This window comes from Lacrimispora xylanolytica (assembly GCF_026723765.1).
Taxonomy (GTDB): domain Bacteria; phylum Bacillota; class Clostridia; order Lachnospirales; family Lachnospiraceae; genus Lacrimispora; species Lacrimispora xylanolytica.
Genome location: NZ_CP113524.1, coordinates 2,332,706 through 2,359,113, shown reverse-complemented (window position 1 = coordinate 2,359,113; position 26,408 = coordinate 2,332,706). Strand labels below are relative to the sequence as shown.

The following is a 26,408-nucleotide window of genomic DNA, read 5'->3' as shown; positions in this document are numbered from 1 at the left end:
AGTTATTCTGAAGGGAGATAAAGGAATGGCAAAAAGAAGTGACAATGAGTATTTTACGCTGTTTGTCAAAATGTCAGAGGTTGCGTTAAAGACTCATAAGATGCTGACAGAGATACTGAGTAATTTTGATCTGGACAAGCTGCCGGAACAGCTTGACAATCTTCACGAGCTTGAATCAGAAGGAGACCGTCATACCCATGAGCTTATGAAGAGAGTTGCAAAGGATTTTGTTACTCCAATTGAGAGAGATGATATCATTGCCCTTGGAAGAGAGCTTGATGATATTACAGATAATATAGAAGATATCCTGATTAAAATCTACATGTATAATATCAAATCCATTACACCAGAAGCGATGGAAATGCTTAAAGTCGTTGGACAGTGTTGTGAAAAAGTGAACAGTTTAGTGGTAGAATTCTCAAACTTCCGTAAATCAGATACTATCTTAAAGGACATTGTTGAGATCAACCATTTAGAAGAGCTCGGCGATGATTTATACATCAAAGCGTTCCGTAACCTTTACACAAAGGGCGGCGATCCTCTGGAAGTTATCGCCTGGTCAGAAGTTTACAAGCAGCTGGAAAAATGCTGCGACACTTGTGAACACGCTGCAGATGTTGTTGAGTGCGTCATTGTTAAAAATACTTAATCAAAAAAACCTTGGTTTCTTTATAGAAAGAAAATCAAGGTTTTTTTGATATCACATCATTACTTTCTTATTCTCTTTCATCTGTTTAAAGAAATCCAGTAATACATTTGTTTTTTCATATAACTGGGGATTATCGTCGTTAGCAGACAACTTCACAAGTCCAATGCCTGTTTTGACCGCACCTCTGATCCGATAGTATGTAAGCTGGGGAAACATATAGAGATTAGCCAACTGCTTTGGCAGCAAGGCGCAGCCTCCCTTTTGAATCAGGATGGGAAAAATCATCATATGTCTTGGAACGGTACCTGATATTTCTTTTTTATATCCAATTTGATCTAACTGCATTTTAGCTAATCTATAGATATCTGAATTCTTAGAGATGGTATATACGTGATCCGGTTTAAAACCAGCCAGATCGATTTCACTTCCCTGTTCAAAGGGAAATGTATCCTTATTGCAAATGAGGACCATCTCATCTGTTACAAGAGGTACGATGTCATATCCTTTATCCGGCAATAAATCAGTACGGCAGATCGCAGCGTCAATTTCCTTTTGTGTAAGCTGTTTCATCAGGTAGCTTTGATCTGATTCCGAGATCTGAACGGAATAGTTGGTGTATGTTTCTTGAAAATCCAGAAGCGGCTCCATGATTCCGCTTTCTGCCAAGCATGGGATTGTCCCAATGTTTAAGCGGTAAATACATGGAGAGATACCAAACTTATTTAGTTTGAGCCGGAGTTCATGGGAAAAATTCCGTATGTTAAGAGCGTATTCTAAATATATTTTTCCCGCTTCCGTTAGCTCTGCCTTTGTGTTGCTTCTTACAAACAATACTACACCAAGTTCATTTTCGATCGCTTTAATATGCTTTGATAACGCTGATTGTGAGATATAAATACTATCAGCTGCTGTAGAAAAACTCTTGTGCTCCGCCAATGCCAAAAAATCGTCGATCCATCTGATCATGATTGGTGCCCCCCCCTTTTGCCTCATATGGTCTATAAAGCATCTTTTGTAGTTATAAAATAATGAAAAATTGTCTTTTTATAAGATATTTTGTCATTGATCATATTATAATACAGAATCACCAGAAGGAAAATACAATTTTACTAATTTGTGCTGACATTTTAGAATAGGGCCAAGTGATTAAATTCGACAAACAGTGACATACAACTATACCTAATTTAGTACAATTCATTTGTTATTCTTTGAATTCAACCTATTTTTTTGTTATTTCCTCCAAATGTAATGAGCCGATATGGAGTGCGTCTTTCTGTTTTGGAATATGCTCCCGTTTCTTTTCGAATTGCCATGGTTTCTTCAAATGCTATAATCGAAGAAACTGGTGGTATTTCACCTGGAAACCGCAAACAGGTCACAAAAGATCAGGAGGATGAGTTATGGCAAACGTTTATCAAGATTTGCGAAGTTTTCTTTCCACGTTAGAAGAAAACGGTCAATTGGTTCGTATTAAGGAAGAAGTAAATCCAGAACCTGACATTGCAGCGGCTGGCAGAGCTGCGGCCAATATCGAGAATGCTCCGGCAGTACTATTTGAAAAAGTCAAAGGGTATCCCTACAGCGTTGTAACCAATGTACATGGTTCCTGGGCCAATCATGCCCTTATGCTTGGTATGCCTAAAACAGCTTCGACAAAAGAACAATTTCATGAGATTAACCGCAGATGGGAGAGCTTTCCTGTAAAGCCTGAGATTCTGGACCGGGATAAGGCGCCCTGCAAGGAGAATACCATTGATAATCCAGAGGATATCAATCTTTTTGAAATACTTCCCCTATACCGGATCAATGAACAGGACAGCGGTTTCTTCCTCTCAAAAGCTTCCATCATTACTGCTGATCCCAATGAGCCGGATAATTTTGACAAACTGAACGTAGGTACTTACCGCATCCAGGTCAAAGGAAAAAACCGTGTGGGAATTCAGGCTCTTGCTTTTCATGATATTGCCATACAGCTGGAGGCAGCCGAACGAAAGAATGAGAGAGTTCCTATCTGTATTACCGTAGGCAACAGTCCTCTTGTGACCTATATGGCTTCAACACCAGTCATGTATACACAAAATGAGTATGAATTTGTCGGCGCACTTCAAGATGGGGTTCCCACTCAAATTGTAAAATCAGATCTTTATGATAATCTATACGTTCCCGCCGGATCAGAGGTGGTACTGGAAGGCTATATCGAACCGCGAGTTCGGGAAGTCGAAGGACCTTTTGGTGAATTTCCAGGCTCTTATTCCGGTTCCCGCCGTCAGTGTGTGATTACCATTACCCATGTAACTCACCGGACCAATCCCATTTTTGAAAATCTGTATCTGGGTATTCCCTGGACGGAGATTGATTACCTTATGGCTCTTAACACATCGGTTCCCCTATACCAGCAGATCAAGCGGGATTTCCCAGAAGTCCAGGCCGTTAACGCCATGTACACCCATGGAATTGGCTGTATCATCTCTACCAAGGTACGTTTCGGAGGCTTTGGCAAGGAGGTCGCCTTCCGTCTGCTTTCTACACCCCATGGAGGCTCTTACAGTAAGATCATCATCATCGTAGATGAATTTGTGGATCCCTTTAATCTGCCCCAGGTAATGTGGGCCATGACAACAAGAGTACGTCCGGATAAGGATGTGGTAGTCATACCTAACTGTCCTGGAATGCCTCTTGATCCATCTTCCTTCCCGGCAGGTATGCATTCCAAGCTGATTATCGATGCTACCACACCAAAGGATCCGGAACCCAATCCACGTGAAGTAGAGCTTTTGGAGCCTCCTGTGGGTTATGAAAAATATGAGACCTTGATTCGCGAACTGATGGCAAAGATGTAAGACCATAATGGAAGGAGCAAAGAACTATGAAATGTCCACGCTGTGACGGCAATAAAATCGAAATAATTGCAACCTCACCCGTAGGGAATGTGTGGGAGGTTTATGAATGTATGGATTGTTTTTATTCCTGGCGGTCCACAGAGACTCCGGTTGTACACGAAAAATTTAAATTGACGAAAGAGCAGATTGACCATCTGCCTATGATTCCACCGATTCCGCCCCTGGATAAGTAAACGAACAGGGAATATCTTTATGCAATGCCTTAGAATAGAAAGGAGTGTTTGCTATGAAATGGAATAAACAGATCCTTGGTTTTTTCGGCGGTATCCTCGTTCTTGCCATCGTCTTATTTCTACCTTTAGAGGGACTGGCAAGGGAAGGTCGTATTTTTCTTGGATTAACGCTTATGACCGTTGTCTGGTGGGCCACGCAGGTGGCCCAGTCCGGATATGTAGGGGGATTCTATGTTGTTTGTTTATGCCTCTTAAAGCTGGCGGATACAAAGGTTATTTTTGCAAGCTGGACCGGCTCGACCCTTTGGCTGGTAATCGGTGCCTATATGATAGCCAATGCGGTAAAAAAATCTGGTTTGGGCGAGCGCATCTCTTATATGTACATCTTAAAATTTGTTAGATCATGGAGAAGTATTATTATTGGAATCTTCGTACTCACACTTATTTTATCCCTCCTGATTCCAAACCCATGGTCCAGAGCCTTTCTGATTATGTCGGTGATGACAGTAATTATAAAGGCTGCAAAGATGCCAAAGGAGGATGCTGTTAAAGTAGGCTTTACTGTTTTTGCGGCGTCTGTACCAGTATCTTTGATCTTTATGACTGGTGATTCCATTATAAATCCGTTGGTGGTCAGCTATTCTACCTCCAGCAATATTAATTTTATCACCTGGCTTGTGATCATTGGTCCTCCTGCTGTTTTTTTAAGTTTAATGAATCTTTTTCTGATTCTTGTTCTGTTTAAACCGACCAGGGAAGTCACCATGGATTTTGAGGAAGTACGGAAAGCCAAGACCGATCTTGGCAGGATCAGCGAGAAAGAGATACGGACATTGGTGTGGATTCTCATAGCCATTGCCTTATGGGTTACCAACGGCATCACTGGGCTGGATATCGGCTGGGTAACTCTGGCTGTTGCCATGTGTCTTTCCCTTCCTGTCATTGGCAATGTACTCACGCCAAAGGAATGGGGAGATGTACCAGTTCATGTTCTTGTATTCTTAACAGCTGCAATGGCAATCGGAAAGGTTGGGGCAGCGACTGGTCTTAACGACTGGCTGGCGGTTACCTTGCTGCCTGACAAGCTGCCGGAGAACATCTTTATACTGGCAGTATTGATTGGTGGGATTGCAATTGTAATTCACATGTTCATCGGCTCGGTCATTGCGGCAATGGGGGTGGCTGTTCCGGCTATTCTCGTATGTACCAATGCACTGGGAATTGATCCTTTCGTGATTGCGGCCATTATCTACCTGGCAGTCTATACTCACTACATCATGCCGTTCCATCATCTTAATATCCTGGTGGGACAAGGGGAAGAAAACGGAATGTATACCCAAAAGGAAGTCATGAAAATGGGAATTCCGTTGCTGATTCCCGTATTTCTCACAGTTATCTTTGCAGTGATGTGGTTTACCGTACTTGGCCTTGTATAAGAAAAAATAGGAATGAGGTTGTATCCATGCGAATCATTATTGGAGTATCTGGTGCTACCGGTGTTATCATGAGTTATTATCTGCTAAAAGCCTTAAAGGAAGTGGAGGGCTGTGAAACACACCTTGTGGTATCCGATTATGCAAAATTAAATTGGGAGCTGGAAACAGATCTGCCATTTCAGCTTCTGCTAGACAATGCAGATCAGTATTATGATGTACATAATCTGGCAGCCGCCATTTCCAGCGGCTCCTACCAAACCGACGGCATGATCGTTATGCCCTGCAGTATGAAAACTCTGGCGGGTATTGTAAGCGGATATACGGACAATTTACTGATTCGTGCTGCGGATGTTTGTATCAAGGAGAACAGAAAGGTTATACTTTGTACCAGAGAAATGCCTTTAAGCAAGCTGCATCTTCGCAATATGCAGTCAGCAGCTGATTTAGGCTGTACCATTATGCCCCCAATGCTGACATTTTACAATAACCCGCAATCCCTTGATGACCAGATCAATCATGTAATAGGAAAAACGCTGATGCAGTTTGGTATCAATCATAAAAGCTTTATTCCCTGGAACGGAATACATTAAGACCATCGTATAAAGAAAGGCAGTATGACTATGATAACTGAAACCTATGGAAATGGAAAATACATTGTGAATATTAGTGTCCATGATACCAATGGGGCCGGACTTGCTGTGTTTGTAAGAGGTGGGGATAAACCACATCTGGGAGGGGTCGCCCTGGCTTCCCCTGGAATTGAGATGCATGGCAGAACCTTATCAAAATGTGATCTCTGGACCATTACCGTTCCAGGGCATAAGGATGCGGAGCTCGCTCAGAGAATCGCAAAAAAGATCTGCATCGCATCCGGGGAGCCGGTATCTGTCAGCCTGGGAATCCATGTGGAAAATGCAACTCCTGAGGAAATTGAGCTGATATGCACCAATGTGGATGAAGGCGTAGATGTGTTTCTTCAAAAATATCTATAAATGGATTGGAGTTAATATGGATGAGCTAATATGCGTTGATGTTCTGGATCAGCCGGTTGGTAAGGCTACAAAGGAAATATGTCATAAGGAAGGACTCCTCCACAGAGCATTTTCTGTATTCTTATATCGGGATGGGAAGCTGCTTCTTCAGCAGCGTGCCAGGAATAAGTATCATTCCGGCGGGCTGTGGACCAATGCATGCTGCTCTCATCCCCGATATGGGGAAGCTCTTGATGACGCTGTTAGAAGGCGTCTTAATGAGGAAGTGGGAGCCGTATGTCCCTGTAAGGAAATCGGTCAGTTTATTTATTATCACCAGTTTGAACAGAATCTCTATGAATACGAATATGATCATGTATTCTTAGGGGAATACGAAGGCAAGGTATCCCCCGATCCAAAGGAAATTATGGATGTGGCGTGGGTAGATGTAGATGAGCTGTCAAAAAGCCTTGTGACAAGCCCTCATCTGTATACGGTCTGGTTTTTAACAGCGGCACCAATGGTGATCCGCGAATTATCATAATCATTTACTTTTGAAATCTGAAAGTAAATCGTTTACTTTTTTACTAAAGACAATGAGCAGGAATAACCTGATAAAATGGCAGGATCCCAGTTGTTACTACGGAAGGAAAGAGACGGTTTCATTATAATTTACAAATGGGAGGTATCATTATGAATGAAAAAAAGGCGGCTAAGGTGTATATGAAACGATTGCCGGTGAAATGGAAGCTTGCAGTGGGATTTGGTATTTTGTTTGTTATCCTGCTCTTATCTCTGGGCACCTCAGCAAAAAGTATTTCCAGCATCGGAAAGCAGGTGGAGATGTACTCCAGATTCACCTATCCCCTGACCAGCCGCAATCTGTCAGCACAGGTTGATATGTACTCTGTACAGCGTTACCTTTTAATGGCGATTTTAGATAAGTCTGCCGGGAAAGATTATCAGGCTTCCCTTGACTTATCCAATGAGAGCGTAGATGGGTTTAAAACCAATATGGAGTATTTTGCCTCCCATCAGCGAAGCAAAGCCAACGATGAGAATATTGCGCAGATCACGCAGTATGTAACTGAGGCAGAGGCAGCAAGAATGAAGATCATTGACATGATTAAGGATCCTTCAAAAAAAGATACCAAAGCCGCCTATGAGCTGTTCCAAAATGAATTTGTACCTACGTTTAATAAGATTGCAAAGATCATGGATGATATGAATGCAGTAGGAGATCAGAAGGAAGCCCTTCAGAGTAAGACAGCTAAAACCATTGTATCCAATGCCTGGATCATACTTGCGATTGTTTTACTCAGCGCCATAGCAGCAACCATTGGTGTTATATATGTGCTGGTCCGTGCAATCCTGATTCCTGTGACTGAAATCCAAGAGGTCTACAAAGAAATGGCAAAAGGCAATCTTCATAAACAGGTTCAATACGAAAGCGACGACGAGCTGGGCCGGATGGCGTTGAACATTCGGGAGACAAATGCCAGACTCACTACATATATTGAGGACATTATTGATAAATTGTCCCGCCTTTCCAGAGGGGATATGTGTATTTCCATTGATCTCGACTATATGGGTGATTTTGCAGTAATCAAGCAGTCCCTTTTAAAAACCACAGAGGCACTTAATTCTACCATGCTGGTTATATCAACATCAGCGGATCAGGTGAGTTCCGGTGCCGGTCAGGTGGCAGATGCTTCCCAGGCACTTGCATCCGGGGCTACAGAGCAGGCTGCCACTGTGGAAGAATTAACGGCGGCGATTCAGAGCGTAACAGAAAAAGCAGAAAAGAATACAGTCTCTGTTCGTAAAGCAACGGAATATGTGGCTCAGGCAGGAGAGGGTGTATATGAAAGCAACGATCATATGAAGAACTTGAATGCTGCAATGAAGGAGATCATCCAATCTTCCGAGGAAATTTCCAAGGTAACAAAGCTGGTGGAAGACATTGCCTTCCAGACAAACATTCTGGCTCTCAATGCAGCGGTAGAAGCAGCAAGGGCAGGGGAAGCGGGAAAAGGCTTTGCAGTGGTTGCCGACGAGGTGAGAAATCTGGCAGCTAAGTCTGCAGAAGCAGCAAAGCAGACGGCAGAGCTGATTCAACAGTCTAATAGGAAGGTTGCAGAGGGAGAAAAAATAGCAAGTCAGACCCTCGAGCTATTAAATGATGTTGCGGAAAAAGCGGCTATGGTGGATGAGGCAATCAAAGAAATTGAAGCAGATTCACAGGATCAGACCAATGCCATCGTTCAAATCAATCAGGGCTTATCTCAGGTATCCTCTGTGGTTCAAAATAATGCTGCAACGGCAGAAGAAAGCTCAGCTTCCAGCGAGGAGCTCACTGCCCAGGCTCAGATTCTTCGGGGAGAGCTGTCTAAATTTAAGCTTTCCTTAAACACCAATAAGGGAATGAGTGAAACCCATGAGCCGGAAAGCCACCTCTATGAAGACGGTGATACTGCATATGGAAAGTATTAGATTGTCTTGACTTTATGGTAGAAGTAAGATATTATACCTATGAGTTTCAAATTACATAGGAAGAAATACGGTTCGGCCCTCTGCCGATTAATAGAGAAGTCAGGTGAGATTCCTGCATAGTCCCGCTGCTGTGATAGCGTAGGTTTTTTGTGAATCATTCAACCACTGAGAGCAATCTTGGGAAGGTAAAAAAACCGCTGAAGAAAGATTCGGAACGCTTAAGTCAGAAGAACTGCCGTATTTTATTGTGATTTCCTCGCGGATGACGATGGGAACAGCTTTATAAAAATCGTGTCAGTTACAGACAGGACATTATTGGTGTACCTGATGGCGGTTTGTTGTTCATGGTAAAATACCCCTAGTATTTGCGTAAAGGCAGATATCAGGGGTTTTTCTTTTGTGATCTCCTTGTTCTTAGCAGGAACCATCAAGGCGGAGTTCTATGAAAATTATGAAATCAGAAAATAACAGAGGTTGAGGAGACAAAAGATGAAAAAAAGATTAATTGCACTTGCAGCCGCCATAGTCCTTTCTGTGACAGGGTGTTCTACAGCAGCACCATCAGGCAGTAAACAGGCCGAAACATCAGGTTCCATAGCAGAAACAGCTGGTCAGCAAAAGGAAGCGTATGGCGTAGTAGTAATTCAAAATGGTGAAAGGACTATTACCTTTACCTCCATGCCCCAGAAAGTACTTTGCTGTAATTTATACAGTGCTGAAAACATGGTAATGCTTGGATTAAAAGATTATATAGCAGGAAGAAATGTACCAGCCAGTAAGGCAGAAACCCCTCTGCCGGAGCTGGCGGATGAGTTTGCCCCCATACCTGAAATAGAGGTCTCACATGAGAACGCTGTGGCTCTGGAAGCAGACCTTGTAATTGGACAAATCAGTTCCTTTCAGGAAAGCAAATGGGGAACCTACGATATGTTCGGCAACAAAGGCGTGAACTGCTATACCATTACCGGCACCCTTGTAAAAGACGAAACCATAGAGGATGTTTATACCGACATTGAAAACCTTGGTAAAATATTTAAGGTAGAAGACAGGGCTTCGGCTTTGATTGATAAGATGAAAAAGGAAATCACCGATATACAGTCCGCTGTCTCTGATATTGAGGAAACGGACAAAGTAAAGGTCTTTGTCATGGACAGCTTTAAGGGAAATGAAATATATACTACATCAGCTGGCTTGCAAAGCAACTTAATTGAACTGGCAGGTGGCATTAACGCAACCAGAAATATGGCTGACTCCCGTTGGTTCAACACCAGCGTGGAAACGCTTGTGAAAACAAATCCTGATATTATTATCTTTAATGATTACGGCCAGCAGACCATGGAGGAAAAAATGGATTTTATGAATAATAATCCAGCACTTGCTGATGTTACAGCTGTTAAAAATAAGGCTTACTTAACGGTTCCTCTGGTAACGGTTATGCAGAATATCCGGTCAGCCAGCGCGTGCAAAAGCTTTGCAGAGTTCTTCTATCCGGAGAAATTTAAACAATGAGACAGGAAAACGGTAAGAATTTAAGAGGAATCATACTGTTTCCTGTACTGATTGCAGTCTTGCTGCTTTCTCTCCTGTTTGTGATATCCAAAGGCTCCACAGATATTTCCATGTCTGTGGTCTACGGAATCTTAAATGACCAGGTCTTACATGGAGGTCGGGAATTAAAAGAGGGCTTATGGGGGAGGGCGGATTATCAGATCATCTGGAATATCCGGCTTCCCAGAGTATTGTTTGGTATCTTATGCGGTGCCGGTCTTGGATTATGCGGTGCAGTGATGCAGGCTCTGGTTTTAAATCCCATTGCAGACCCATATATTCTTGGCATCTCCTCAGGAGCATCTTCGGGGGCAGCCTGCGCGCTGCTTCTTCCGATTCCATTCTTCGGAGGCCAGTATCAGACTACAATCATGGCTATGGCTGGCGCCCTGATATCCTCTGCTCTGGTGTACTTCATGGCGAAATTTGCTGGAGGCGGTAAGCTTCATCCGGTTACCTTATTGCTTTCCGGAACTGCAATCAATGCAGTAATGAGTGCTGTCACAGGTTTTTTGATATTTATTGCAAAAAGCTCTGAAAGCATTGCAGCTGTGTATAACTGGCAGATGGGAAGCCTGGCAGCTGCTCAGTGGTCTACACTGACCATTCCAGCTCTTGGCGTTTTTCTTGGTCTCATCGTTTGTATCCTTCAGTCAGGGAATTTAAATCTGATGATGATGGGGGATGAGGATGCGGCAGCTCTTGGTCTGTCAGTAAAGCATGTTAGGGCTGGTATGTTTATTGTCTGCTCGGTAATCGTTGCATCCCTGGTTTCTGTTACCGGCATCATTGGCTTTGTGGGTCTGGTGGTTCCACATGTGGTTCGTCTGATGATTCGCTCCAGCAATAATAAACTTGTGATTCCACTCAGTGCATTGTCAGGAGCCATTTATCTGATGTGGGCAGACAGCCTGGCCCGCAGCGCATTCCGGGCGGCAGAACTTCCGATAGGAATTATAACTGCTTTTGTTGGAGCGCCATTTTTCCTTTTTCTTATGATCCGGAAACATTACGGAGTTAGAGCGTAAAGGAAGAAAAGGAGTATTATGAAGATAGAATATCAAGATGTTTATGTGTCTATAGGGAGGACCAGGATATTATATGGAGTAAATCTGACTGCTGAAAGCGGTAATATAACGGGAATTGTAGGCCCAAATGGCTGTGGGAAGTCAACTCTCATAAAAACAACTCTGGGTCTTCATTCCATGAAAGCTGGAGATATTTTATTAGAGGGTTCTTCCCTGACAGGATTAAACAACAAGCAGCTGGCCCAGCGTTTCGCTTACGTGGGTCAGGAAAACAGCTGTATGTTTGATTTTACCGCATATGAAATCGTATCCATGGCCGTTCCTATCCGTGGGAGATTGAATAAACGGGCGGAAAGAGCTCTCGTTATGAATGCACTGGAGCAGTTAGGCATTGTACACCTAAGGGACCGGAATATTCAGAATTTATCTGGTGGAGAGCGGAAATTGGTCTTCATTGCAAGGGCATTTGCTCAGGGTGTGGATACGATTATTCTTGATGAACCAACAAATCACCTGGATATCAAACATCAGCTTTATATTTTAGATATCTTAAAGCAGAGTAAAAAGACCATTCTTATTGTCTTACACGATTTAAGGCTGGCTGCGCATTATTGCGATACACTGTATTTAATGAAGCAGGGAAACGTTGTTTGCGGAGGCAGGCCGTCAGAGGTCCTTCAAAAGAAAAGGGTACACCAGGTGTTTGGAGTAGAAGGCTTTGCATTAGAATTAGAGGATGGGGCTCTTGACTTTCACCTTAAGATGAATTAGCTCTTTTACAAGTATTTTATTAAATAAAGCTTTAATAAATCTATTATTTGCATATGAAATATATAAATCGCCGTCAAGATTATCTTGACGGTTTTTTGTTTTTTCAGAAATAGAATTTATTTGTGGAATCAATCTTATAAGTTAGCAAGGGAGTGATTTTATGTTAATATTGCGAAATATGTTGGAATATATCGAATTGAATGTTGAAAATAATATTATTTTGCATATAACTGTCATTAGCTCAATAAAACTTTATTTTGATTAAAAATAGTATTATAATATATTTAATGTTAAATACAAAATGAAAGTAATATTGCATTATCATAATATACACTCATTATAATAAAGGGGAATGAATATGAAAATACATATCGTTGTTTGTGATGATGAGGCAAGCGCTGTTAAATTAATTAAAGAAAGGTTATGTACCATTCTTGATCCACTGATTCAATATACTTGCTATGAATTTACCGACCCAAGACATGTTATTAGTATGGCAAAGGATACTCCTATTGATTTGCTTTTGATAGACATTGAGATGCCTGATATAAAAGGGTTAGATGTAGTTAAGGAAGTAAGAATATATAATCATCAGTTGCTGGTCTTATTCATTACAAACATGGACATGTATGTATATGAATCATTTAAACTCCAGCCATTCAGATTTATCAGAAAATCTCATATGAATGAATTAAATGAAGCATTGAGCAGCGCTGTATCTATAATAAAGAATAATTTGGATATTTTTAACGTGCCAATTAATCTGGTTACGCACAAGGAAGTGAAGATTCATGATATTATCTATTTCGAATCATTGCATAATAATGTAAAAATAGTCTTAAATGGAGATTCATTTGTATTTAGATCTACTTTAAAACTCATTGAAAAACAATTGGAAGGCAAAACATTCGTTCGAATACATAGCGGATTTTTGGTTAATTTGAAATATATCTATCTTATCAGGGGGTCTGCCGTAGAAATTAGTTTTAATGATAATATAATTTCTCTTCCGCTTAGCAGAAATCGTAGAAACAATTTAATTTCTGAATATAAAAGGAGTTTACGATAAAATCAATCATGAGTATATTTCAATTCAGCCTTATTATATTTGATTCTTTACTCGCGGTTTTCTTTTTACTGCGATATAATGGATATAAATGGAATGACAAGCCTCAATTTTTAATGTTGTTTCCAATATTGAACATGAACATTTGGTATTCTGACAGAAATGTTCATGTTCTGGCTGTCATAGGAAATATTTTTGTTTCTTATCTTTTAATGATTATATTGAAATTTGAAGGTAGAACAAAATTTGGTCTTCTTTGGTCCTGCATTCTTTATTATGGAACATTAATGCTATCAAACTCCATGGTCTCCGTTTTGTTTCTGTTACTTATGAATAAAAGTCTTGGTTTTTTCAAGATTCCTCATGTATTTGCTGTTTTACTATGTCTGATCTTAAAAAGCTATCAATGGGGAATTATTAGATTTTATATTTTTTTAGAAGAGAGAAATATTACGTCTGAAAATGATAACATTCAGCCAATGATAAGTAACTCGATTTATAATATTGCTTTTATAGTTGTTATCTTATATGCAATCAATAATAATATTTTAGAGGAACCATATGGTTTCTTACTCCTTATTATTGGAATTGTGGTCAGTCAGGTTATATTCTTTTATATGTATGCTAAAATGAACAGTAAAAGCAGACTCTCTCATGTAAAAAATCTCCTTATGCAGATATATGAAGATGAGCGGTACTTAATAGGAAATAATCAACAAGTTGACAGAATGGCCCGAATTAATCATGATATTAAAAACCATTTAACTTATATTGCTTATAATTTAGATAATAAAAATTATGATAAGGCAAAAGAGTATATTGTAGAATTAATAAACAATGCGGGTTTAAATTTTAATTTTATAAAGCTTACCGATAACTCTCTCAATTTTATCATTAATCATAAACTCAATCAGGCGTATAAAAAAAATATAAAGATTTTTGCTCAGATAGAAGATTTAAAGAAACCTTGCTTAGAAGAATTTGATTTATGTATATTACTATGTAATGTTCTTGATAACGCAATAGAAGCAGTAGAAGGGCAAGAAAAAAAACAGATTCATATTGAGATATTTAATCATGCTGGCTATCAGACCTATTTTATAAAAAACACAATTGAAACCTCTATATTAGAAGTGAATTCTGATCTCATTACCACTAAATATCAAAAGAAAGATCATGGATATGGATATCAACAGATAAATGATATTATCAATAAATACCATGGACATATTGATATCTACGAACTAGAAAGCTTCTTCTGCATTAAAATATTAATTCCTACCTCATAAAAAGTGAAATTAAATTATTACCCGTCTATCACATTTCTATAGTTCATTTAACGTATCTTTTATGAATTTTTCTTATTAGATTCATTTTGTGCTTAGTATACAAACAAAAATGAGAAATGATAGGAATAAGCCTTTTAAAATAAAGGGCTTATTTCTAATGTCATTATTTTTTAACTTTAATTTAAAGTAGTCATTACATAATATCCCGGAAATATATCAAATATCCCAAAATATTGATTGCATTTCAAATATCTTTTATATTATATAATGATAATAATTCGTCAATGCTTCGCGACAGTATATGATAGAGCATAATCAAAACTCAGCTTATTATCCATTTAGATTGCAAAATATTGATATTAAACATTTATTTCAGATGTTTAATATAAACAACATTTATTATTGAAAGGTGGTGGAAATATGAACAAAAATCAAGTACAAACAAATGTAAAGCAAGGTTTTATCATTCCTGAGGATCGCCGTGTTCGTCTTCAGGTCAACAGTAAAAGCAGTACCAACTGTAACCGTCCTGGTGGATTCTTATGGGGAGGTAATGGTCAGAGCCAATGTACCTGTTAATTATTATTTGATTGGCCCAACAGGAAAGATATTGTTAAGTCAGCTGTGACTTTGCTATGGCAATTGACGCATAATCTCAGCTTGTGTACAAAGGAAGATACATGTGTTATCAGAATATAGAAAACTGTGAATCTGATTGAATGAGAACATATATACATACTATTTAACTTTGAAAGGGTGGTGTGAATATGAACAAAAACCATGAGCAATCTAATGTAAAACAAGGTTTTACCATTCCTGAGGACAACCGTGTTAAGCTTCAGGTCAACAGTAAAAGCAGCACCAATTGCAACCGTCCCGGCGGCTTCTTGTGGGGGTCCAATGGTAAAAGCAATTGTACCTGTTAATAATTCCTGAGGCATTTAACAGGAATTAGATTACTTATATCGCTGCGGCTATGTTTTGATACTCAATGCATTGGCCGCAGCTTGCTGTAGAAAGGAAACTATATATGTTATTAGAATATAATAATCAAATTCATTTTACCAGTAGATACAGTTCTATAAAAATTGATCATTTTAATTTGGTTCTTTTTCCTGAATTCAAGAATTATTTTGTTACGGATGATGAAGGAATGGATTGCTTTCAAAAGCTATATGACGGTATGAGTATTGGTGAAGCCTTTGAACATTACAGCAGCCAATTCATTGATTGTACGGAAGAAGAAATTCGTCAGAAATATCAAAAACTTCTTGGTGATATTGTACATGCTAATAAACATACTGAGCCCTTTGACACTGCTGATGAAATCCTTGATATTAAATTTGATATGACATATAAATGCAACGCAGAGTGCGTTCATTGTTTTGCTACTGATTTCCCTGATATGACGAGCGCAGATACCAATACATTCTGCAGGGTTTTTGATGAGCTTCTCAATATTTTCCCGCATAAGCCTAAGGTGGCAATATCCGGTGGCGAACCGCTGTTAAATGCAGAATTATTAACGGATTTTGTCCGTTATATTAAGCCTAATACAGCAGGAATAACTCTTTTAACAAATGGATTTTTATTCAGTGACTGGATTGATAAAGATGAGGCTAAAATCAACTTTTTATTGGAAAATGTAAATGATTTTCAGATTAGTCTTGATGGCTTTACAGAAGAAATTTTTGATAAAGTTCGAGGTAAGGGCAATTTTAAAAAGGTTATGAACACTTTGTATTATCTCAATAAAAAGGGAATCAGCCTTAATATGCATACCACAGTTACAAGGATTAATGAAAAAGACATAAGGGAGAACTTCATTCCCTTTTTAATCGAAAACCGCTCCTTAATAAATAATAGAAATCATTTTTCTTTTTCCATCGCCAGAGCTGTTGGCAGAGGAAAGGATCTGGCTGAACAGGGCCTTATCTGTAGTTACACGGATTTTGAAAAACTATTATTTGACGTACATACCCAGCTTATTAAAAATCATCTCTGTGATTCTGCGCCTATGCCTATTACCTTCCGGGAAATATGCGGAATCGGAAAGCAGATAACCGTATCACCTGATGGCAGCTGCTATTTGTGCGGAATACCTACCTCAGAAATTCTTGGAAATGTTCTCACAGACGGGCATGAGGTAATCAAAAAGCGGACATTAAATACCAGAAATCTCTACCACCTGGACAAGTTTGAATTCTGTAAGGGCTGCGATGTCAGTGGTCTATGTATGGGAGGGTGCCGTGTTTATAACAAAACATTAAAAGGGGATTATTGTGCTCCTGCCTGTAACGATGATTATAAGGAATCCATATATCGGATGCTAATAAGAGAATACGAAATAGGCATGGTCAATATATGATAACCATATCGAAGCAATCTGAAAATATGCGTGTGGAGATTATGGAGTTTGATCGGGATGAATTTATCTTATGGAATGAGCAAACCAAATCTATTTATTATTTCATGCGCCGGCATCTTGACAATCATAACCAGACATTTAATTTATTCAGCAGATTATTTCGTAAAAACTCTTTACTTGCAGTATTGCTTATAGATGACAAAATAGAAGGACTGATTACATGGAAGAGAGTGAAACGGGCTGGTGACTGGCTGGTACATATTGATATTCTGATTATTTCAGATGAATTTCGGGGAAGCAAAAGGATGTTTTTCTTTATTGAACAGGCTTTTTTATATTTAAATTCCTGCTTTGAATCTCCAGACCAAGAAATTTTACTTATAGCGGAGACTAGATACAATTCTGTTTATAAGTATATTGATAAATTTTTCACTATATTGCCTGCGCCTGGATCTAATAGGGATTCCCAGACAGATCGTGATAAGTTAATTCATTTATTTTATCAGGACTTTGTCGAACATTATTTGCAGGGAATGTATTACAATGGGGATACCCATACCATTCGTCTGAAAGGAGTAGAACCAGCGGATACAGATATCTATTCCGAGTTTGACTGTCTTGGTAAATTAAATATTACATTAGATGAATACAGTGTAATATTCTGCCGAATTACCAAGGAACAGATCAATAAAATCAAAAGGTTTCATGAAGTAGAAGTTTGCAGTAAAGCAGAACTCTTAAAAAATTGTCTTCTTCTGAATCAGGTCAATAAGGATGGCCCGGGAAGAAATAAACAAACGAAAGTGGCTATTATAGATACTGGAATAAGTCAGAATAGAAAAGTAAATCTTATAGGTGGAGTTCATGTTTTTTATGAAAATGGGAGTGTAAAAACAGATAATGATTTTTATTCCAATGAAGAACATGGAAACCTGGCAGTAAGAATCATAGAAAGCATATATCCTGATGCGGAATTTTTTATTGTAAGAGCTCTCTCAGGCAGAGACTGCAGATGTGAAAATATGATTAAAGGCATATATTTAGCAGCTGATTCTGGTGCAAATGTTATTTCCATTGGCGGTGCAACCTTATCACAGGATTTTAAAGATGATTTGCAGAATGCGTGTGACTATGCGGTATCAAAAGGTTGTATTATCATAGCTCCCCGGGATATTGAAACGACAAAGGAATGCTATCCATTTTCTTTTTCTAATGTTTTAGGTATCGGAATTACTTCTATTTATAATATGATATTATTGGACAGAACTTTTAATATAGTAAAGGCAACTCCAGAATGGATTGATTATGATGATGATTCTGACAGGTTGATAGGAAATGTTTCTCTTGGTTCCAGCGTTGCAAACTATATTATTACAGCCTTGGTCGCAAAGCTGTGGAAGACTTATTCCTTAACTGGTTATGAGGATCTATGGAATCAACTGGAGAAAATCGGAATGCCAGCGGAAGAAATTGAACATTATTTATTTGATGAGTGACGAGCTTATCAGAGGCAGGTTTATACAAGGAGGTAGCAGTTGAAAGAATATTGGATCAGATTTAGGGAAGGCGTTATGGCAATTAAGAGTATCAGATACTTCTTACCATCCAGAAAACTTGTCATATTCGCCATCCTTGCTGCCTTGTTTGAAATTGTGGCTACTGTTGTAACACCAGTAGCTGTCATGGATATAATTGACAACCCTCTTATGGAAGTTCATTTGAGCATATTCAAGTATTTGCCTGTTCTTATGATATTATTTATAAAACTGCTTATCTCATCTTTTCACTATCTCATGCTTTCCAATCTGGCCGCGGGTCTGTTAAAAAATCTGCGGCTTAAAATCTGGGAAAAAATATTACGGCTTCCGATTTCCTTTTATGATTCTGTCAGCAATGGTGAAACCATGAGCCGGTTAACGAATGATGCTATAGTTATTAAAGATTTTTTTACTACTGAGACATTTTCCGTTATTTCAGGAAGCATTTACCTTGTGATTATTGGAGCAATTATTTTTATTATTGATTGGAAGATATCATTGTTAATTATTTTCGCAATTCCTGCGACGCTTTTATTGATTTCCTTTATTGCCCGACGAGAATATGATATATCTCAATCCATACAAAGAGAAACGGAAGAATTTCAGAATAGGATTAATCAGGTTCTCTATGAAATCAGAACGATTAAATCCAGCCAGGCAGAGGAGTATGAAAGTATTCAGGGCCAAAAAATTATCAGAAATTTATTCCGCCTCAGCAGTATGGAGAACAAAATATTTGCCTTGATTCAGCCTTGCGCAAACATCTTACTTATGCTATTGTTCTTGGTTATCTTTGGGTACTGCAGTATTAGAGTTTCTCAAGGAAGCTTATCAGCCGGTCAGTTTGTGGCTGTCATATTCTATCTTTTTGAATTGACTGGCCCAGTCACTATCTTTGGAAGCTTCTCTGCAAAGCTTCTTAAATTTATTGTATCAGCCGGAAGGATTAACCAGCTTTTTGCAGAGGAAGAAGAACCTGGGATTTCAGGAAAACTGTCAGCAAGCCTTTTACCGCCTCAGGATATAGAAGTGCAGGGTTTGAACTTTGGGTATCAAAATAACAGAATGATACTTCAATCTGTTGATTTTAGGATTCAAAAAGGATCAGTTACTGCAATTATTGGTGAAAGTGGTGTGGGAAAGACTACTTTTTTTCTTTTATTAGAAAGGTTTTATCTTCCCTCCTCCGGGAATATCTGTTATGGGGGTGTGCCTATTCAGGACTATGATCTTTATGAGTGGAGAAATAAGATCGCATATGTCTCTCAAGAGGCCCCATTAATGCAAGGGACTATTCATGATAATCTAACTTATGGAATTGAAGACTATGACAATGAAGAGCTTACAAAAGCCTTATTGGATGTTGGATTGCTTGAATTTATCGAAAAGCTTCCAAAAGGAATACATACAAAAGTAGGGGAACGGGGAACAAACCTGTCAGGAGGACAGCGGCAAAGAATTGTAATAGCCAGGGCGCTCATAAGAAAACCAGAAATCCTTCTCTTAGACGAGGCCACATCCCATCTTGACAGTACTTCCGAATTCCTGGTTCAGAACTCTTTAAACAAGCTGATGAAAGGACGAACAACAATAATAATCGCTCACCGTTTATCAACTATTGAAAACTCAGACCAAATCATTATTTTAAAGGATGGAAAAACCGCTGGAATCGGATACCATAGAGAGCTAATGGAGAATAATAGATTATACCGCTCTTTAGTGTCAAAACAGCAAATTTATGAAAGTCCATTTGCTTAATTGCCAATTTTTAAATCATGTTGCCTAATGCAGAAAAATCCTATATAATTATGCGTAGTGTTGAATGCTATTTATGGAAGCAAATGGCTATCAGAGAATGCATTGCATAAATCACCTTCAATATTTTATGCAACACAATCAATTATAAAATGTGATTGATTCACATGTAAAAAAGGAATAGGCATGAGAAAATTAGCTTTAAGTGATGAAATTTTAATGAAAATTGAAAAACCTGCCCGTTATATCGGTAACGAGGTAAATATGGCCAGGAAGGATCCGAACGAAGTGGATATCCGCTTTGCCATGTGTTTCCCCGACGTATATGAGATTGGTATGTCCCATCTTGGAATGCAGATTTTATACGATATGTTTAACCGCAGAGATGATATTTACTGTGAACGCATCTATTCTCCATGGACCGATTTGGACAAGATTATGAGGGAAGAAAACATCCCTCTTTTTGCGCTGGAATCACAGGACCCTATTAAAGAATTTGACTTTATCGGAATCACCTTGCAATATGAGATGTGCTATACTAATATCTTGCAGATTCTCGACTTAGGCAAGATTCCGTTCCATGCCGAGGACAGGACAGAGGAAGACCCTATCCTGATCGGTGGCGGACCATGCGCCTATAATCCAGAGCCTCTGGCTCCATTCTTTGATTTGTTTTATATCGGAGAAGGAGAAACAGTCTACTTTGAATTAATGGACCGCTATAAGGAAAATAAGAAAAATGGCGGAACCCGTAAGGAATTCCTTCAGATGGCTGCAGAAATCGAAGGAATTTACGTTCCTGCCTTTTATGATGTTACTTATAAAGAAGACGGAACCATCGAAAGCATGAAACCCAACAATCCTCATGCAAAGGAAATGGTGACCAAGCAGATTGTCACCAACATGGATGATGCTTATTTTATTGAAAAGCCTGTGGTACCATTTATCAAAGCCACCCAGGACCGGGTTGTTTTAGAGATACAAAGAGGCTGTATTCGTGGATGCCGTTTCTGCCAGGCCGGCAATGTATACCGTCCTTCCAGAGAACACAGTCTTGATTATTTGAAAGATTACGCCCATAAGCTTTTAAAAAGCACCGGACATGAAGAGATATCCTTAAGCTCTTTAAGCTCCAGTGATTATTCTCAGTTAGAAGGAATCGTGAATTTTCTGATTGATGAATTTAAGGGAAAAGGGGTAAATATTTCCCTTCCATCCCTTCGTATTGATGCATTCTCCCTGGATGTAATGAGTAAAGTTCAGGATATTAAAAAGAGCAGTCTGACCTTTGCACCCGAAGCAGGTTCCCAGAGACTTCGTGATGTTATTAACAAAGGACTTTCAGAGGAAATCATATTAAAGGGAGCCAGTGACGCATTCCGCGGAGGCTGGAACCGGGTCAAGCTTTATTTTATGCTTGGTCTGCCAACAGAGACTGTAGAGGACATGGAAGGAATTGCGGAGCTTTCTGAAAAGGTTGCAGAAGCTTATTACGAGATTCCAAAAGATCAACGAAACGGAAAAGTACAGGTCGTGGCAAGCTCCTCCTTTTTTGTTCCAAAGCCATTTACCCCATTCCAATGGGCAAAAATGTGCACCAAGGAAGAGTTTTTAGAGAGAGCTTACATCGTGAAAGACAAATTCCGTGAAATGTTGAACCGAAAGAGCTTAAAATACAATTACCATGAGGCAGATTTAACCGTTTTAGAAGGTGTTCTTGCAAGAGGCGACAGAAAGATATCGGCTCTCATTGAGGAGGTCTACAAAAACGGGGCAATTTATGATTCCTGGTCAGAGCATTTTAAAAATGATATCTGGATGAAGGCATTTGAGACCTGTGGCATTGATCCCGACTTTTATACCATAAGAGAACGTGATCTTGATGAAGTATTTCCATGGGATTTCATTAATGCAGGCGTAACGAAAGAGTTTTTAAAGAGAGAGTGGCAGAATGCCATCGGCGAAAAAGTAACTCCAAACTGCCGTCAGCAATGTACGGGCTGTGGAGCCATGAGTTTCAAAGGAGGAATCTGCTATGAAGGTAAGAATTAAGTTTATAAAGCACGGCCCAGTGAAATTCATCGGGCATTTGGATATTATGCGTTATTTCCAGAAAGCAATTAGAAGGGCAGAAATCGATATTAAATACAGTGAAGGCTTCAGTCCTCACCAGGTCATGTCATTTGCAGCGCCTTTAGGCGTAGGGCTTACAAGCAATGGAGAGTATATGGACATCGAAGTAAATTCCATGACAGATACAAAGACCATGATGGATCAGTTAAATGCAGTGATGGTAGAGGGTATTTCAGTTACAGACTGCCACGTACTGGACGAACGTGCCAAAAATGCAATGTCATTGGTTGCTGCAGCTGATTACACCCTTACCTTCAGGGAAGGAAAGGAACCGGCTGATTTAGAAGGCTTCTTTCAGGGGCTTTCTGAATTTATGAAGCAATCTGAGATCCTTATAACCAAAAAAACAAAAAAAGGGGAAAAGGAAGTAGATATTAAGGCTGGAATTTATGAGCTTTCTGTAGATGGAGAGCGTATTTTTATGAAGGTATCTTCCGGTAGTGCAGATAATTTAAAGCCAGAGCTTGTTATGGAGGCCTATTATCAGTTCCTTGGCCTTACACTTCCTGAATTTGCATTTCATATTCAAAGAGAGGAAGTATACGGCAATACAGGAGACGACGAAAACCCGAACCTGGTGCCGCTTGGCCTGATGGGAGCAGCCTGTGAATAAGCTGATTATTACCAGATGGAATGGAGGGATTGTAACCCTCCTTCATTCTGGTAAGGAAGTACTTCAGATTAACGTGGAACCGGAGCAGCAAGGGTTTTCTTTGGGCAATGTTTACATTGGAAAGGTTAATAAGCTGGTAAAGAATATTAACGCAGCCTTCGTCGATATTGGCAATGGTCAGATGGGGTATCTATCTTTAAATGAAGGAATGGTACATTATGCCGATGGCCGGGCGTGGGATGGAAGGCTGAAACAGGGAGATGATATTATCGTTCAGGTAGAACGGGATGCCGTTAAATCAAAGGCACCTGTTTTGACCGGAAATATTAATCTTACCGGACGGTATTTTGTTCTTACAACTGGTAAAAAGCAAATTGGATTTTCTTCTAAAATTACTGATCAGACGTGGAAACTTAATATGAAGTCTTATCTTGAAACTTTAAAGGAAGAAGACTTCGGAATCATTGTGAGGACCAATGCCTTTGGAGCCTTGGAAGAAGAGCTTAAGAACGAATTTCAGTCCCTTCATAGTAGCTTAAAGAAGCTTTTAGAGGATGCAAAATACAGAACCAGCTACAGTCTGTTATATAGTGGTGCTCCATCTTATCTTTCTGGCATCAGAGATAGCCTTAAGTCATCTCTTGAAGCTGTAATTACGGATCAGACTGATATCTATGAAGCCTTAAAAAATTATTTAAGTGAGAATCAACCGGAGGATTTACCCCTTCTGGTTTCTTATGAAGACCCGTTACTCCCCCTTTATAAGCTGTACCGGATTGAGAAATCAATGGATGAAGCCCTGGGGAAAAAGGTCTGGTTAAAGTCAGGGGGATATCTGGTTATTGAACCTACAGAAGCTCTTACGGTCATTGATGTGAATACCGGTAAGTATGCTGGTAAAAAGGCACTTCGCGACACCATTATGAAGATTAATTTAGAATCAGCCCTGGAAATTGGTCATCAGCTCAGGCTTAGAAATCTATCTGGAATCATAATCATTGATTTCATTGATATGGAATTGGAAGAAGATAGAATGCTGTTGGTGAACCGCTTACATGAGATTCTTTCTAAGGACCCGGTTAAGACAACGGTAGTTGAAATAACAAAGTTAAATTTGGTAGAGGTCACAAGAAAAAAAATCCGCAAGCCTCTTCACGAGCAGATTGCACAGCTGTCATAAAAATGAGGATAAGCAGGTTTCATACCAGCTTATCCTCATTTTTAATCGTAAGGCTCTTATTTCTTTTTATGATGATTTCTGAAATTAAGAAAGGATAAGAAAATCACCATAAATACATTAATATTCAATACCCCAATGGAACCTACTATACCGATACGGTCAGCAATACCACCGATGATCTGAGGCGTAATGATACCGCCCATGGCTGAAATTGCAGTTAAGACAGACATCCCAAGGGTGGAGCCCTTAATCATTGGGCCGGCATTTGCAATGCAGGTAGGATAAATTCCAGATAAAAAGAATCCAAGGCCCAGCAATGCCGCTGTAATCAGAGTCAGGTTTTTCGTAGATATCAATAGGAAGAAACAGGCGGCACTTCCCAATGAGAGAATCAGTATAATGGTGCTCTTATCCAGTTTCTTTGAAAGCGCAGCGCAGATTAAGCGTCCAGCCATAATAACTAACCAGGTAAAGGACACAAGAGCTGTGGCATAAGTTGCACTCATAACATTTGTATTTTGTAGGTAAGTAACAAACCAACCATTGATGCAATTTTCAAGTCCCAGATAAAAAAACAGGATAAACGCGATTCCATAAAAGGAATATGACTTTAAGAATGACCTATCCTGAGAATCCTTCTTACCTTTATCTTTATTTATGCGATTAGAAGTCTCATTTAAAAGAGTATCATCCATGGTACCATAAAGTGCCGCAGTCGCTGCTGTGAGAATGAGTATTAAGTAGAGAACATGTCGCCAGTTAAATCCCAGCTTCATTAAAACAGCAGTAAGAAATGGTGCCAGGAATGCTCCCACTGCAAAAAAACAGTGAAGAAGATTCAGTTTTCCAGTCGCTTTACTTCCATAGATATCGTTGACAGCAGAATTATTTAAAATCGTTATACTGCCACGAACCAAACCGTAAATCAGCATAACACCGTACATAATTGGAAATGGTGGGAGAATACTTAATATAAAAAGACAAACTGGCGCGCAAAGAGTGATAAAAAAGATCGCCCGTTTTCTTCCCAGCCAGGATACCAGCACCGGAAATAAAAAACTGGCGCTTAAATTTCCGATTGCCATTCCTGACAAAAGGCTTCCAGCCGCCAGAAAACTGATTCCTGCTTCTGTAATAATCGATGGCAATATGGCACCAATAACAAGAACTGCCATCCCGCTGACTGCATACCCATAACAGCAACGTAGAAAGATGTGATTGTACTTATCTGTTTTCATTACAAAACTCCTTAGTCATATTTAAAACACATTTCATTATACTAAGGGTTTCACGGAAAGACAAGGGTAAGACACATTTCCTCAAGAAAAGAGCCATTTCTTTCTATACACGCATAAAAATTAGAAAAGTCAAGAAATAATATTGACAGAAGTATTATAGAATGCTATATTAATTAAGTATGCCGCACAATGAGGTTAGTAAGCTTCCATGTTTTATGGAACACCGAAGTTGGCGAGTAATGATAATAGGAGGTGCCATATGTACGCGATTATTGCAACAGGTGGAAAGCAGTACAAAGTAGCGGAAGGCGATATCATTAAGGTAGAAAAGCTTGGTGTTGACGCTGGCGAAGCTGTCACATTTGACCAGGTTCTTGTAGTAAACAATGGTGAATTATCCGTTGGCAGCCCAACCGTAGCAGGTGCTACCGTAACAGGTACAGTTGTGAAGGAAGGCAAAGCTAAAAAGGTTATTGTTTACAAGTATAAGAGAAAAACTGGATACCATAAGAAAAATGGTCATAGACAGTCTTATACACAGGTTAAGATCGAAAAGATCAATGCTTAATTATGGTAAGTGTAACCGTATTTGTTGATTCAGAACAGCATTATACTGGAATTCAGATGTTGGGACATGCAGGTCTGAAAGACGATCCTCAGGAGGGGCAAGAACTTGTCTGTGCTGCGGTATCGGCTCTTACGATTAATATGTCCAACAGTGTAGAGCAATTTACAGAGGATTCTTTTGAAGTAGATCAGGAGGAAGAGTCAGGTACTTTTCGTTTTCGGTTTACCTCAGATATCAGTTCAGAGTCGCAGCTCCTTATAAACTCTCTCGTATTCGGATTACAGGATATTGAGGAGGAATATGGAGAACCATATATCAAAATTTGTTTTAAGGAGGTGTAAGTTATGTTAAAGATGAACCTTCAATTGTTCGCTCATAAAAAGGGTGTTGGTTCTACCAAGAACGGCAGAGATTCCGAGTCTAAGAGATTAGGTGCCAAGAGAGCTGATGGTCAGTTCGTATTAGCTGGCAATATTCTTTACAGACAGCGTGGAACACATATCCACCCAGGCATCAACGTAGGCCGCGGCGGTGATGATACATTATTCGCTTTAGTGGATGGCGTTGTTAGATTTGAAAGAAAAGGCAGAGACAAAAAGCAGGTTTCTGTTTATCCAAAAGCAATTAATGAATAATTGGACCGGCTTCATACCTTGACGTATGGAGCCGTTTTTTGCGATACAGATAATGC

Annotated in this window: 26 protein-coding genes and 1 riboswitch; of the genes, 24 read left to right on the top strand and 2 right to left on the bottom strand. The window is 39.4% G+C overall.

Features of this window, described 5'->3' with window-relative positions:
* Positions 1–25: 25 nt before the first annotated feature.
* On the top strand, positions 26–649 hold the full coding sequence (locus tag OW255_RS11145; protein WP_024835853.1) for a DUF47 domain-containing protein: 624 nt from the start codon (positions 26–28) through the stop codon (positions 647–649).
* Between the two features lie 51 nt (positions 650–700).
* On the opposite strand, the gene OW255_RS11140 is transcribed toward OW255_RS11145, so the two are convergent.
* On the bottom strand, positions 701–1,615 hold the full coding sequence (locus tag OW255_RS11140; protein WP_024835854.1) for a LysR family transcriptional regulator: 915 nt from the start codon (positions 1,613–1,615) through the stop codon (positions 701–703).
* 434 nt (positions 1,616–2,049) lie between these two features.
* Between OW255_RS11140 and OW255_RS11135 the strand changes: the two genes are divergently transcribed.
* From OW255_RS11135 to OW255_RS11040, 20 genes are all read left to right on the top strand, one after another.
* The gene (locus tag OW255_RS11135) at positions 2,050–3,489 is read left to right on the top strand and encodes a non-oxidative hydroxyarylic acid decarboxylases subunit C (RefSeq protein WP_024835855.1); all 1,440 of its coding nucleotides are present in this window, start codon (positions 2,050–2,052) and stop codon (positions 3,487–3,489) included.
* Positions 3,490–3,515: 26 nt separating this feature from the next.
* Complete coding sequence (locus tag OW255_RS11130) at positions 3,516–3,722, top strand: non-oxidative hydroxyarylic acid decarboxylases subunit D (protein WP_024835856.1); 207 nt, start codon at positions 3,516–3,518, stop codon at positions 3,720–3,722.
* 53 nt (positions 3,723–3,775) lie between these two features.
* Positions 3,776–5,158, top strand: a complete 1,383-nt coding sequence (locus OW255_RS11125) for an SLC13 family permease (protein ID WP_024835857.1) — start codon at positions 3,776–3,778, stop codon at positions 5,156–5,158.
* Between the two features lie 26 nt (positions 5,159–5,184).
* A complete protein-coding gene (locus OW255_RS11120) occupies positions 5,185–5,748 on the top strand; it encodes a UbiX family flavin prenyltransferase (RefSeq protein WP_024835858.1) in 564 nt (187 codons plus the stop codon).
* A gap of 24 nt (positions 5,749–5,772) precedes the next feature.
* Positions 5,773–6,150: a prenylated flavin chaperone LpdD gene (gene lpdD / locus OW255_RS11115; protein WP_024835859.1), complete on the top strand. Its 378-nt coding sequence runs from the start codon at positions 5,773–5,775 to the stop codon at positions 6,148–6,150.
* Positions 6,151–6,166: 16 nt separating this feature from the next.
* Entirely contained in the window at positions 6,167–6,673 is a 507-nt protein-coding gene (gene idi, locus OW255_RS11110; protein WP_024835860.1) for an isopentenyl-diphosphate Delta-isomerase, read from the top strand.
* A 149-nt stretch (positions 6,674–6,822) separates the two neighbouring features.
* Positions 6,823–8,622, top strand: coding sequence for a methyl-accepting chemotaxis protein (locus tag OW255_RS11105; RefSeq protein WP_024835861.1), 1,800 nt, complete (start codon positions 6,823–6,825; stop codon positions 8,620–8,622).
* A 51-nt stretch (positions 8,623–8,673) separates the two neighbouring features.
* Positions 8,674–8,876, top strand: a riboswitch (cobalamin riboswitch).
* Between the two features lie 235 nt (positions 8,877–9,111).
* A complete protein-coding gene (locus OW255_RS11100; RefSeq protein ID WP_268114139.1) occupies positions 9,112–10,131 on the top strand; it encodes an ABC transporter substrate-binding protein in 1,020 nt (339 codons plus the stop codon).
* Positions 10,128–11,198: a FecCD family ABC transporter permease gene (locus OW255_RS11095; RefSeq protein ID WP_268114138.1), complete on the top strand. Its 1,071-nt coding sequence runs from the start codon at positions 10,128–10,130 to the stop codon at positions 11,196–11,198. The genes OW255_RS11100 and OW255_RS11095 overlap by 4 nt, the downstream gene beginning before the upstream one ends.
* 18 nt (positions 11,199–11,216) lie before the next feature.
* Positions 11,217–11,969: an ABC transporter ATP-binding protein gene (locus tag OW255_RS11090; protein WP_024835864.1), complete on the top strand. Its 753-nt coding sequence runs from the start codon at positions 11,217–11,219 to the stop codon at positions 11,967–11,969.
* Positions 11,970–12,327: 358 nt separating this feature from the next.
* Positions 12,328–13,038 (top strand): LytR/AlgR family response regulator transcription factor, encoded by a 711-nt coding sequence (locus tag OW255_RS11085; protein ID WP_024835865.1) that lies wholly within the window; start codon positions 12,328–12,330, stop codon positions 13,036–13,038.
* Positions 13,039–13,046: 8 nt separating this feature from the next.
* Positions 13,047–14,324: a sensor histidine kinase gene (locus OW255_RS11080; RefSeq protein ID WP_268114137.1), complete on the top strand. Its 1,278-nt coding sequence runs from the start codon at positions 13,047–13,049 to the stop codon at positions 14,322–14,324.
* A 420-nt stretch (positions 14,325–14,744) separates the two neighbouring features.
* Positions 14,745–14,903, top strand: a complete 159-nt coding sequence (locus tag OW255_RS11075) for a hypothetical protein (RefSeq protein WP_155857719.1) — start codon at positions 14,745–14,747, stop codon at positions 14,901–14,903.
* A gap of 188 nt (positions 14,904–15,091) precedes the next feature.
* Positions 15,092–15,250: a hypothetical protein gene (locus OW255_RS11070; RefSeq protein WP_155857720.1), complete on the top strand. Its 159-nt coding sequence runs from the start codon at positions 15,092–15,094 to the stop codon at positions 15,248–15,250.
* Positions 15,251–15,354: 104 nt separating this feature from the next.
* Positions 15,355–16,692 (top strand): radical SAM/SPASM domain-containing protein, encoded by a 1,338-nt coding sequence (locus OW255_RS11065; RefSeq protein WP_024835867.1) that lies wholly within the window; start codon positions 15,355–15,357, stop codon positions 16,690–16,692.
* 41 nt (positions 16,693–16,733) lie between these two features.
* Entirely contained in the window at positions 16,734–18,188 is a 1,455-nt protein-coding gene (locus OW255_RS11060) for a S8 family serine peptidase (protein WP_268114136.1), read from the top strand.
* A gap of 39 nt (positions 18,189–18,227) precedes the next feature.
* The gene (locus tag OW255_RS11055; protein WP_268114135.1) at positions 18,228–19,988 is read left to right on the top strand and encodes an ABC transporter ATP-binding protein; all 1,761 of its coding nucleotides are present in this window, start codon (positions 18,228–18,230) and stop codon (positions 19,986–19,988) included.
* A 183-nt stretch (positions 19,989–20,171) separates the two neighbouring features.
* Entirely contained in the window at positions 20,172–22,037 is a 1,866-nt protein-coding gene (locus tag OW255_RS11050) for a TIGR03960 family B12-binding radical SAM protein (protein ID WP_024835870.1), read from the top strand.
* Positions 22,021–22,731: a TIGR03936 family radical SAM-associated protein gene (locus tag OW255_RS11045; protein ID WP_268114134.1), complete on the top strand. Its 711-nt coding sequence runs from the start codon at positions 22,021–22,023 to the stop codon at positions 22,729–22,731. The genes OW255_RS11050 and OW255_RS11045 overlap by 17 nt, the downstream gene beginning before the upstream one ends.
* Entirely contained in the window at positions 22,724–23,911 is a 1,188-nt protein-coding gene (locus OW255_RS11040) for a ribonuclease E/G (RefSeq protein ID WP_268114133.1), read from the top strand. Before OW255_RS11045 ends, OW255_RS11040 begins: the two co-directional genes overlap by 8 nt.
* 56 nt (positions 23,912–23,967) lie before the next feature.
* Here the strand turns inward: OW255_RS11040 and OW255_RS11035 are convergent, their stop codons facing one another.
* Positions 23,968–25,149: an MFS transporter gene (locus tag OW255_RS11035; protein ID WP_268114132.1), complete on the bottom strand. Its 1,182-nt coding sequence runs from the start codon at positions 25,147–25,149 to the stop codon at positions 23,968–23,970.
* A gap of 259 nt (positions 25,150–25,408) precedes the next feature.
* Between OW255_RS11035 and rplU the strand changes: the two genes are divergently transcribed.
* Genes rplU through rpmA form a run of 3 tightly spaced genes read left to right on the top strand, consistent with a single transcriptional unit; the run spans position 25,409 to position 26,352 of the window.
* The gene (gene rplU, locus OW255_RS11030; protein WP_024835874.1) at positions 25,409–25,717 is read left to right on the top strand and encodes a 50S ribosomal protein L21; all 309 of its coding nucleotides are present in this window, start codon (positions 25,409–25,411) and stop codon (positions 25,715–25,717) included.
* Between the two features lie 2 nt (positions 25,718–25,719).
* Positions 25,720–26,058 (top strand): ribosomal-processing cysteine protease Prp, encoded by a 339-nt coding sequence (locus OW255_RS11025; protein WP_026891346.1) that lies wholly within the window; start codon positions 25,720–25,722, stop codon positions 26,056–26,058.
* A gap of 3 nt (positions 26,059–26,061) precedes the next feature.
* Positions 26,062–26,352: a 50S ribosomal protein L27 gene (rpmA, locus tag OW255_RS11020; protein WP_024835876.1), complete on the top strand. Its 291-nt coding sequence runs from the start codon at positions 26,062–26,064 to the stop codon at positions 26,350–26,352.
* Positions 26,353–26,408 lie beyond the last annotated feature (56 nt).

What these genes read in the sequence shown, in the direction of transcription:
- OW255_RS11145 (WP_024835853.1), top strand. Translation starts at nt 26, where the DNA reads ATGGCAAAAAGAAGTGACAATGAGTATTTTACGCTGTTTGTCAAAATG.
- OW255_RS11140 (WP_024835854.1), bottom strand. Translation starts at nt 1,615, where the DNA reads ATGATCAGATGGATCGACGATTTTTTGGCATTGGCGGAGCACAAGAGT.
- OW255_RS11135 (WP_024835855.1), top strand. Translation starts at nt 2,050, where the DNA reads ATGGCAAACGTTTATCAAGATTTGCGAAGTTTTCTTTCCACGTTAGAA.
- OW255_RS11130 (WP_024835856.1), top strand. Translation starts at nt 3,516, where the DNA reads ATGAAATGTCCACGCTGTGACGGCAATAAAATCGAAATAATTGCAACC.
- OW255_RS11125 (WP_024835857.1), top strand. Translation starts at nt 3,776, where the DNA reads ATGAAATGGAATAAACAGATCCTTGGTTTTTTCGGCGGTATCCTCGTT.
- OW255_RS11120 (WP_024835858.1), top strand. Translation starts at nt 5,185, where the DNA reads ATGCGAATCATTATTGGAGTATCTGGTGCTACCGGTGTTATCATGAGT.
- lpdD (WP_024835859.1), top strand. Translation starts at nt 5,773, where the DNA reads ATGACTATGATAACTGAAACCTATGGAAATGGAAAATACATTGTGAAT.
- idi (WP_024835860.1), top strand. Translation starts at nt 6,167, where the DNA reads ATGGATGAGCTAATATGCGTTGATGTTCTGGATCAGCCGGTTGGTAAG.
- OW255_RS11105 (WP_024835861.1), top strand. Translation starts at nt 6,823, where the DNA reads ATGAATGAAAAAAAGGCGGCTAAGGTGTATATGAAACGATTGCCGGTG.
- OW255_RS11100 (WP_268114139.1), top strand. Translation starts at nt 9,112, where the DNA reads ATGAAAAAAAGATTAATTGCACTTGCAGCCGCCATAGTCCTTTCTGTG.
- OW255_RS11095 (WP_268114138.1), top strand. Translation starts at nt 10,128, where the DNA reads ATGAGACAGGAAAACGGTAAGAATTTAAGAGGAATCATACTGTTTCCT.
- OW255_RS11090 (WP_024835864.1), top strand. Translation starts at nt 11,217, where the DNA reads ATGAAGATAGAATATCAAGATGTTTATGTGTCTATAGGGAGGACCAGG.
- OW255_RS11085 (WP_024835865.1), top strand. Translation starts at nt 12,328, where the DNA reads ATGAAAATACATATCGTTGTTTGTGATGATGAGGCAAGCGCTGTTAAA.
- OW255_RS11080 (WP_268114137.1), top strand. Translation starts at nt 13,047, where the DNA reads ATGAGTATATTTCAATTCAGCCTTATTATATTTGATTCTTTACTCGCG.
- OW255_RS11075 (WP_155857719.1), top strand. Translation starts at nt 14,745, where the DNA reads ATGAACAAAAATCAAGTACAAACAAATGTAAAGCAAGGTTTTATCATT.
- OW255_RS11070 (WP_155857720.1), top strand. Translation starts at nt 15,092, where the DNA reads ATGAACAAAAACCATGAGCAATCTAATGTAAAACAAGGTTTTACCATT.
- OW255_RS11065 (WP_024835867.1), top strand. Translation starts at nt 15,355, where the DNA reads ATGTTATTAGAATATAATAATCAAATTCATTTTACCAGTAGATACAGT.
- OW255_RS11060 (WP_268114136.1), top strand. Translation starts at nt 16,734, where the DNA reads ATGGAGTTTGATCGGGATGAATTTATCTTATGGAATGAGCAAACCAAA.
- OW255_RS11050 (WP_024835870.1), top strand. Translation starts at nt 20,172, where the DNA reads ATGAGAAAATTAGCTTTAAGTGATGAAATTTTAATGAAAATTGAAAAA.
- OW255_RS11045 (WP_268114134.1), top strand. Translation starts at nt 22,021, where the DNA reads ATGAAGGTAAGAATTAAGTTTATAAAGCACGGCCCAGTGAAATTCATC.
- OW255_RS11035 (WP_268114132.1), bottom strand. Translation starts at nt 25,149, where the DNA reads ATGAAAACAGATAAGTACAATCACATCTTTCTACGTTGCTGTTATGGG.
- rplU (WP_024835874.1), top strand. Translation starts at nt 25,409, where the DNA reads ATGTACGCGATTATTGCAACAGGTGGAAAGCAGTACAAAGTAGCGGAA.
- OW255_RS11025 (WP_026891346.1), top strand. Translation starts at nt 25,720, where the DNA reads ATGGTAAGTGTAACCGTATTTGTTGATTCAGAACAGCATTATACTGGA.
- rpmA (WP_024835876.1), top strand. Translation starts at nt 26,062, where the DNA reads ATGTTAAAGATGAACCTTCAATTGTTCGCTCATAAAAAGGGTGTTGGT.